This is a genomic window from Vibrio nigripulchritudo ATCC 27043, assembly GCF_000222685.1.
GTDB classification, from domain to species: Bacteria; Pseudomonadota; Gammaproteobacteria; order Enterobacterales; family Vibrionaceae; genus Vibrio; species Vibrio nigripulchritudo.
On the sequence record NZ_AFWJ01000080.1, the window covers coordinates 1 to 9,175 of the forward strand.

At 39.3% G+C, this 9,175-nt stretch carries 10 protein-coding genes; all 10 read left to right on the plus strand.

What is annotated here, in order from left to right:
* Positions 1 to 887 (plus strand): DUF2971 domain-containing protein (locus RH89_RS08640; RefSeq protein ID WP_004401141.1); only part of this gene is annotated, 887 nt, incomplete at its 5' end.
* 216 nt (positions 888 to 1,103) lie between these two features.
* Complete coding sequence (locus RH89_RS08645) at positions 1,104 to 1,349, plus strand: hypothetical protein (protein WP_004401144.1); 246 nt, start codon at positions 1,104 to 1,106, stop codon at positions 1,347 to 1,349.
* A gap of 158 nt (positions 1,350 to 1,507) precedes the next feature.
* Positions 1,508 to 2,599, plus strand: a complete 1,092-nt coding sequence (locus RH89_RS08650; protein ID WP_038145348.1) for a hypothetical protein — start codon at positions 1,508 to 1,510, stop codon at positions 2,597 to 2,599.
* Between the two features lie 166 nt (positions 2,600 to 2,765).
* Positions 2,766 to 3,080, plus strand: coding sequence for a N(4)-acetylcytidine aminohydrolase (gene yqfB, locus RH89_RS08655; RefSeq protein ID WP_004401149.1), 315 nt, complete (start codon positions 2,766 to 2,768; stop codon positions 3,078 to 3,080).
* Between the two features lie 495 nt (positions 3,081 to 3,575).
* Positions 3,576 to 4,043 (plus strand): NUDIX domain-containing protein, encoded by a 468-nt coding sequence (locus RH89_RS08660; protein WP_004401151.1) that lies wholly within the window; start codon positions 3,576 to 3,578, stop codon positions 4,041 to 4,043.
* Between the two features lie 187 nt (positions 4,044 to 4,230).
* A complete protein-coding gene (locus RH89_RS08665; RefSeq protein ID WP_004401154.1) occupies positions 4,231 to 4,890 on the plus strand; it encodes a CatB-related O-acetyltransferase in 660 nt (219 codons plus the stop codon).
* Between the two features lie 147 nt (positions 4,891 to 5,037).
* Positions 5,038 to 5,625 carry a hypothetical protein gene (locus RH89_RS08670; protein ID WP_004401156.1) on the plus strand — a complete coding sequence of 196 codons (588 nt, stop codon included), beginning with the start codon at positions 5,038 to 5,040 and terminating at the stop codon, positions 5,623 to 5,625.
* A gap of 578 nt (positions 5,626 to 6,203) precedes the next feature.
* Positions 6,204 to 6,908, plus strand: coding sequence for a hypothetical protein (locus tag RH89_RS08675; protein ID WP_004401158.1), 705 nt, complete (start codon positions 6,204 to 6,206; stop codon positions 6,906 to 6,908).
* 148 nt (positions 6,909 to 7,056) lie between these two features.
* The gene (locus RH89_RS08680) at positions 7,057 to 7,848 is read left to right on the plus strand and encodes a hypothetical protein (RefSeq protein ID WP_004401160.1); all 792 of its coding nucleotides are present in this window, start codon (positions 7,057 to 7,059) and stop codon (positions 7,846 to 7,848) included.
* A 148-nt stretch (positions 7,849 to 7,996) separates the two neighbouring features.
* Positions 7,997 to 8,704, plus strand: coding sequence for a suppressor of fused domain protein (locus tag RH89_RS08685; protein ID WP_004401161.1), 708 nt, complete (start codon positions 7,997 to 7,999; stop codon positions 8,702 to 8,704).
* The last annotated feature ends 471 nt before the right edge of the window (positions 8,705 to 9,175 follow it).

A 9,175-nucleotide genomic window follows, 5' to 3' on the forward strand; every position in this document is an offset into this window, starting at 1 on the left:
GCCATCTAGGAGGAAAATTGGAAGTACCTAGTCGTTTATATAAGTATATGAGTGCTAATACAGCAAAATTGGTGCTTGAATCTCAAAAGCTTCGTTGGTCCTGCCCAAGTTCATTTAACGACATAAATGAACTGCAAAGGATGCCTGCTTTTAAACCTTCGATTGACGCATGTAAGGATGAGTATTTAAAAACTCTTATGAACGTTGCGTATGAAGAGTTGCAATTGAATAAATCGCTTTCACCGGACTCTGAGGGCTTAGTTTCTCTTATGCAAATGACTAAAAGTCAGGGAGTCGGTAAAGATACACTGTATCGGGAACTTTCTTCACTTGAGCTGAATTTGTCGAGTTTGGAAGATAACCTGCGCGAGGAAACTGAACGTTATAACAACGGTGCCTTACGTATAATCTGCTTATCTGAAGATGAAAACAACGAAGTTATGTGGGCTCACTATGGAGACAATCATACTGGTTGTATGTTTGAGTTTAGACATATTGAAAAGCTAGACACACCTTTTCAAATGGCAAAAAAGGTAACTTATACAGACAGTACGCCTAATCTGGGCTCTGCTTTGGACTTCTTACTGTACGATGAGCGTCAAGAGTTGCTTGCCAAAACTGCTGATGCAATTTATTACACCAAAACTGCAAAGTGGGAATATGAAAAAGAGTGGCGAGTGATGACACGCCGTCCTGGGGAGGATAAAAGATACAGTGACTTTGAGTTTTACAAAGAAGAGTTGGTGTCGGTAACTTTCTCAGCTCGAATTGCCGATGAAGATCTTACAGATTTAGTTAGTTTAATCGCGGCTCACTATCCACAATGTAAAATGTATAAAGTTCAGTCGGTTAAAGGTAAAATTGAGCGTGTTGAGTTCGATGGCTAACAAACAATTTAAGAGTGATTCCCCACGCTTGGCATTTTTGGTTTGGGTCTAGTTTAGTGTTTACGGCGTTCAATTTTAGTGTCGTGGTCGCGTGGCTCACACCTTAATTGGGCGTTATGTCTCTGAGTAAAAATCATACCTAAATGTGACTTATATGCTTTTAAATCCAAACTTATATGTAAAAATATCATCGCGTTAACTCTCTTGGAGATAAAAATGATTTTCCCAACTCAATCCGAATTCAACAAACTCAGCGAGACACCTTCAGAGAACGCTTCTGCCGAAACTCATGTTTCAAGAGCAATTTCTAGGGCTCACTACAGGGATAACTCGACATTCAACGTCATGATCGATGGTGAAAAGTTAGAAGAATTTTATAAACAATTTAAACAGCAGCGTGCTGAAATTAAGGCGCTTAAAGAAACAATAGCTCAGGCTAAGTCACTTCTAGAAAATAGCTAGTTAGAAATGAAGTAAGAGACATAACAATCTGTTCAAGAGGGATTCGCAACGCGTGGCATTTTCACTATGCGTTGGTTTTAGTGTTTAAGGTGGTATGCGGCGGCTTCAGTATTGCGTTGCTCACCCCTTAACAGGGCGTTATATCTCACAGAGGTTCTATGGAAACAATTTATACGATTGATGCAAGAGAACATTGCATGTTGGAAGTTATGGCTGATTACTTCCAAATGACTCATGAATCCATTTATTTGGAGATAAATAGAATGTTTCATGAGTTGGTAGAGACTTTGAAAGATAAGTCTGTAAATTATCAGGAGTTAAGAAACTGTCTTACTCCATCAATTGACAAAAAAGAAGTGATTTTAGTCTTTGACTCTCTTCAAATTGATAGCTCTTGGTATGGTGGAGAAGTATTCGAGAAAATAATACCTTTGTTAGATAGACGTACGAGTCATAGTTTTCTGTGTGGCGATTATATAGATCATGGATTAAGTCAAGATGATCTCTATAGTGAACTGGTTGCAAGTATTAAAGCTATGAACCCAAGCGAGTACAAGCATGGTAGTCAATATTTCTTAGTGTACATTAATAATGTTTCTGATAACTTCATCGAAATTTTAAATAATGGTTTGAGGAATTACAAACCGTACACGGGATATATTGATGTAACTTTCTCTGGCTTCATGAAAAACTATGCTTCAACAACTCTTGTTAGATCGTTTATTAAGCACAAAAACTTCATTATCTGTGGTCATGAGGATGATAGAGATCACTCAGAAAACGTAAATATGAGTGGCTATGCATTCGAGGAAAATGGCTATAGATGTATTAGTGTTCAGGATTCCTTATATGGGGTTTTTCTCTCGTATAAAGTCGAGCGCCGTGTATATGATGGTTTCAAGAGAGATACTGATTTTTCTATAAACTCTATCACAAGTAACGTATTAGCTATTGATAATTTCGATGTTGAGATCGATGAAAGAAAGCTCACTTATTTAAAAGAAAACAAAACAGGTAGAATGAAAAAATCAGAGCTTATTCATTTTGATAAACAGGAACTTGAAGCGCTCATAAGAAGTAAGATAAGTGACAATTACATTTATAATCTTACCTATTTAAAAGAACATGAAATAACTAAATTTAATTTACTTATTGAAAAGCACGTAGATAACCAGCTGCCGATACGCATGATGGTTTCCTTGGAGTACATCCCGAGTAAGCATAAGCTTAGGCTAATAACAATGGTGTAATGAGATATAACAAGCAATTTAAGAGGGATTCACAACGCTTGGCATTTTTGCTTCTACTTCAAATTTAGTGTTTATGACACAATGCTTTAGGTTTGAGTGGAGGCGTTGTTCACCCCTTAATTGGTCGTTATATGCTTGAAAGAATCTGTAAGGAAGCAGGTGTTTAATGGTGAGCAAAATTACATTTTTCACAAGGCTTGAGCGCCAGATTCTTTCTGGTAAAAAGACTGCAACGATTAGGGATAAATCTGAAAGCCATTATTACCCAGGGCAGGTTGTTGAAGCATTTACTCACGAAGATGAGCGGAAAATCTGTAGACTAGAAATTGTCGGTGTTGAGCATGTGAACTTTGATAAACTCAACAGAAAGCACGCAAAAGCAGAAAATCTTCCATTTGTGTTCATGCTCAAATGGATTTTGCGAAAGATATACCCAGCAGAAAAGAGCTTGTGTTTTATTAGCTTCAAAGTCGTTGACTAACAAGTCTGCAAGTTATGAAACCCCTTGAGCCACGCATATAACAAACTGTTCAAGAGGGATTCGCAACGCGTGGCATTTTCACTATGCGTTGAATTTAGTGATTAAGGTGGTATGCGGCGGCTTTTGTATTGCGTTGCTCACCCCTTAACAGGGCGTTATACCCCATTTGTTTTTCTAGGTTTTTGGGCTTGCATTAGTTGATTGTTCAACGCTCACTTTGGCTAGTTGCCAATCCACCTTGCGCGTAGTTTCAGGTTTCGAGCGGTTCAGCAAAAATCAAAGCTGGTCATTGAGTCCATCGTGTGTCTTTGGCATCTTTGTGGGGCGGTCAAGCCGCTTTGAATTGGGAGTATGGGCATAACAAAAACTTCAAACCGACAGCCAACGCGTGGCACTTTGGGTTTGCAGTGATTTAAGTGTTTACGGTGCAGTGCAGCGGCTTGATTTGTACGTTGTCTGCAGTTTAAGTTAAGCGTTAGCTTTCAAGGAGGAAAATTGAGCGCAAGTGACTATATCAAAGAGGTTCGTTCTAAGATTGGAACGATGCCACTTCTTATCCCCGGCGTTGCGGGTGTCATTTTAAATGAAAATAAAGAGCTACTACTTCAGCAAAAATCAGATGGCACATGGAGCCTTCCTGCCGGAATGATTGAACCTCAAGAGTCGCCAGTGCAAGCATTGATCAGGGAAGTTCGCGAGGAAACAGGTTTGGCTGTAAAAGTAGATCGCCTACTTGGTGTATTCGGCGGTGAGGGTTTTGGTTTTACATACCCAAATGGTGATCAAGTTGAATACACAGTTATCATGTTCAAATGTGTAGTAGAAAGTTGTTCTCAATCCGCACTCGATGATGAAACGGTATGCCTTAAATGGTTTTCAAAAGGTAATATGCCAAGGCTTGAGCAGCCTTACCCGTTGGATTGTTTATTTGCAGAAAATGATTCAGCGTACTTCGTTGGCTAGAAAGCTAACAAATTGTTCAAGAGTGATTCGGCACGCGTGGCATTTTTACTATGCGTTAGTTTTAGTGGTTAAGGTGGTATGCGGAGGCATCGGCATTGCGTGCCTCACACCTTAACAAGGCGTTAGCTGAATACATTGACCTACAGCGTGTGGAATAATAGAGGCAAAGTATAACGAGAATAACTCTATGAAATCAGACAACCTTTTCCCTATCAAAGACTTCAAAAATACTGTCTTTTTGAAGCCACTAATCGCTGAAAGCGAAGTGACTAATGTTCATGCCGGTGACTTTAGCTATTACAGTGACTTTGACGACCCAACAGAGTTCTTGACTAAAAATGTACTATATAGCTTTGGTATTTCGGGTAACTCACTTCATATTGGTAAATTTTGTGCATTTGCTAATGGGGTTCAATTCATCATGCCTGATGCAAACCATGCAACTTCAGGTATCACAATGTATCCATTTGCTGTTTTCGGTGAAAAGTGGACTGAAGCTCTGCCGTTAACAGAGTACCCATTTAAAGCATACAAAGACACTGTAATTGGCAATGATGTCTGGCTGGGTTATGACGTAACAATCATGCCCGGAGTAAACATCGGTCATGGGTCAATTATTGGTGCTAAATCAGTCGTTTCCACAGATATTCCCCCGTATAGTATTGCGGTAGGTAACCCTGCGAAAGTCGTTAAAACTCGGTTCAGTGAAACTGATCAAGATGTGCTTTTAAACCTAGCATGGTGGGACTGGGAAGTTGAGTTAATCGAGAAAGTAATGCCTATTCTAGTCAAAGGTGATGTTCCTAAAGTACTTGAATTTGCAAAACAAAATGGCTTGGCAGTATAAATTCAGCTAACAAAGCATTTAAGAGTGATTCCCAACGCTTGGCATTTTTCATTCCATCGTTGGGTTTTGTGTTTACGGTGGCGTGGTTAAGTTTCGTGGTAGCGTTGCTCACACCTTAATGCGGCGTTAGGCAACCAAGGTGGCAAAATGAAGATTGTTGAAAAAGTTACCATAGCGAAAGAAGTTTTCTCAATTCTCGCAGCCATCTGTGTTGCTGCTTGGGCGGTGTATGGTACTTGGGTTAAACGGGAACAAAGCATTGCTGAGCTTCAGGTTATCGATCTTCAACAAAAAACGAGTTTAATGTCTAGTGTCCTGACGGAGATGACAGTTAAGCAGTTTACGACAAAGAGCGGTGTTGTTTTAGCTATGGAAATTACTCTAGAAAACATAGGGAATGAAGATGTTCGTGTTTCACTTGATAAAAATTCTATTTTAGTTACAAAAATGAACTTTAAAGATGGACAAGTTGTTTACAACGAACCTGTGTATCTGGGTCACTCGAGGTATCAAGGACAAAACAAAATTACTTTGCCTTATATTGATATTGGACCCCATGAAAAATATGATATTTCTTATGCTTATGAAGCAAGCACACCTGGACTATATTTGGTTCGATTCCTCTCTACGATGCAGAGCAATAGTATTGATTCAAAAACAAAAGAAAACTTCGGTGGGGGTGGCTTTATAAAATACAACGCTGGTATAGACCGGATTGTAAATGTTCGACAGTGATCTTCATTCGTAGCGGCAAGTTGCCTAACAAACTGTTTAAGAGTGATTCGCAACGCGTGGCATTTTTACCATGCGTTGGTTTAAGTGATTAAGGTGGCATGCGGCAGCATCGGTATTGCGTTGCTCACACCTTAACAGGGCGTTATGTGATTTCAATCGAGCATCTAAATTGTAACCTAACGAGTAAAGCTATATTGTATTTTTCTCATGTTATTGTTTCGAAGAATAAAAACTGAAGGGATGATAATGAGTAACCAAATACAATGTGCAAACTGTTACTGCACTCTTTATTTTACCGGTGAAAATGGTGTGAGTGGAATAACTGGAGAGTTGTGTAGTAGCTGTGAATCAGAACAAGAACAGCAATATGATGACGATGATGATTGAAAAAGCCTGACCTCTACTTAGTCTTGAAAAACAACACATAACAAAACATTTAAGAGTGATTCCCAACGCTTGGCATTTTTCATTCCATCGTTGGGTTTTGTGTTTATGGTGGTATGGTTTAGTTTCATGGTAGCGTTGCTCACACCTTAATGTGGCGTTAGGGCAATTAGAGTTTTGCGAAAGGAGTAAGAATGGCAAATATAGGAACGGTTGATTTTTATATTGGTGTACCAAGTTTACCTCGTGAGGACTTTGAAAATTATTCAACACAGCTATTTGATGAATGGGAAGCTTATGTTGAACAAAACCTTGATTTAAAGGACTACTCCCTCGTTCTAGAGGTTGAAGAGGGGTCGATCAAAGCTAAAGGTAAAATACTCGCAACAGCAAGTGTTTTGTATTTTGGTATTGCTCAATATGGTTCGTTCATTTCAGGTTTACAGACAATACATAACCAAGTTAAAGCCGTTGGTGATTACTTGGGAGAAAGAGCCAGTTCACCATTCGATCTCACAAGAGTTAAGCCCAAATTACGAAAAAGAGGTGAGTCTCTTGCTCGTATAGAAAGTCTATTTGTCAAAGTTCAACGTGGCGAATTAACTGTAGAAATGGCGATGAAAGAGACTGAAGCGATCTTTGGTGAAGAACTAAATGAAGTTCCAGAGTTTTACAACGAATTGAAGAAATCCTTAGAGCAGACTTTCGTAATTCCTGAACAAATGGAGTTGAAGCTAATTGATAAAAACGGAGAAGAATTGGCAACTCCTAGTAAGCCACCGAAACAGCCACGTACACCTCAGCCTCGAACACCTCCGCCAGCTGTAGATCAATTCAGAGTAGAGGTTTGGCGTGAAACGAAAAATGGTAAGAGGAACGTCAAAGTTACGAGTTTATAAAAATTGCCCTAACAAAGCATTTAAGAGTGATTCTCAACGCTTGGCATTTTTCATCCCATCGTGAGTTCAGTGTTTACGGTGGTAAGGTTAAGTTTCGTGTTTGCGTTGTTCACACCTTAATGCGGCGTTATATGCTCTAGAGGAAGATATGACAGATAGAGTCGATTATATATTACGGCTAGAAGAGCAAGTTGAAGATGGTTATAGCGTAAATCCAGCAATATACCGAGCGTTGATTGGTTGCTTAAATACAAAGGAAACATTGGAGCTGTTAATTTACTCAATAGAACATGACCTTTACATCAGAGACCTAGTGAACAGGAAAATACACTTCGACCTTTCTGGAGGGCGAAAGTGTTGTTATGAAGAGTTAGCTAGTAGCATACTCAATATAACGAAAAAAGCTCGATATCAGGTAGCGTTAAGTTCTGTAATGACTTTAAGTGTTATCCTTCCATACTTAAGATTAGACACACAACTAGAGATTTTAGTTGCTTTAGCTTTGTCTGAGTGGAAGTTATTTCGCAAGAGGGCATATAAGTTTGTCAAAGAGCACTATAGACAAGACTTTCAAGGTATTTTAATAGCTGCATGTAATAAATTTGAAGACCCTGAAGTTTGCGATGTTTTAATCGAGAATTGTGAGCCAGAGGTATTGGTTGAAGCTCGTCATTTTCTTGTCGAGTCATGCTCGCATAGGAGTTATGTCCCCAAGTTGTATGCCAAAATTAGCAAAGTTTCCTCAGGCTTTGTAGAAGAACTGCTTGGGTATGACTCTTGTTCATACTGCTATACGCTTTATAAACTTGGGTGGTCATTAAAATCGGATGTAACGACCGAAGCTCTAACTGAAAACACAATGGATTTGGAGTTTCTAATTTGGTGTTTAGGTCGGTTAGGGGAGTGGGACCGAATTGTCGAGATCTATGAACTCCGTTAGACGCATATAACAATAAATTTAAGAGTGATTCACAACGCTCGGCGCTTTCACTTCAAGATAGTTTAGTGTTTATGGCACAATGCTTTAGGTAAGGTGTTAGCGTTGTTCACACCTTAATTTGGCGTTAGCTTCTGAAAGAGAAATTTCGATGTACGAAGAGCTTTACGAAAAGACAAACATTTCTAGAGATAAGTTATTTGAGTCCTTAGGGCATGTTGAACCAGATGTCATATCTCATCTTATAAACCCTTCTTTCATGGGCGGACCAACATGGCCATCACTGCGCCAAGCTTTCAGCATAATTAGGACTATTGACAGCACTATTGTTGCTAGTAATGGATTGTCTGATCCATTCCAAGGCATTGACGAAGTCAATTCAGGTTTTTTTCTAGAGGTTTATGCTGAAACTAACGAAAAACTACCGGAAAACATAAGTGAAAGCTGGTTATTCAAGCTAGTGTATTCAATTGCTAGGCAAGCCGCACATAGTGGTGAGTTTTACCCTTATATAAAAAAATACGGTGTTGTTACAATGGAGCTCTACGCAGAAGATGATGGCCTAGAAGAATTCCAAAATGAAAATGGAATGGTCGGGGTAATGATCGGAGTAGAAAATCCCAACTCATCAAAATATGTTCAATTCCCAGGTGGGGAAGTTCTATTTGCGTCTATTCAAATACTAACTCCAGATGAATTATCCTATGTCGTAGAGCACGATGCAGAAGGTAGAAAACAACTTCACAATAAGCTACAAGAACATAAAGTCAATCATCGAATAAACCCTAACAGGCAGTCATTAGTAGGTGCTCTAAATGTTACCGATTCTCCCAAGTGGAAATTCTGGCGAAAAAGCTAACAAGTCAAAGTACTCGGACGCAGCAAAGCTGTGCCGGTGTTTGAGGCGTTAGGTTTATTTTGGGGCAGCGGCTTAAGTGTTGACTTGGGTGTTTATTATTTTGAAAACTCCGTTGTCTTATTTTGACTCTTTCTAGCTTAAATGGCTGAAGATTTCTCACCTAAATTCGTGTAAAAATTCGTTGTTGGTTTCGCGCATTTGGTGGTCACTTTGAATTCATTTATGTGACTACGTGTAAACTGTCGATAAGGCATCAGTTCTTTGTCAAATTGGCTGAGAATTTATGGTAAAACCTAACAAAAGCTTCAAACCGACAAACAACGCGTGGCATTTTTAGTTTGCGGTAATTTTTGTGTTTAAGGCGCAGTGCAGCGGCTTATTTTGTGCGTTGTCTGCGGTTTAAGCTGGCGTTAGCAGTCACCGTAGCAGTAACCAAAGAGGGCTAGATAAAGTGTATACATTAGAAGATTT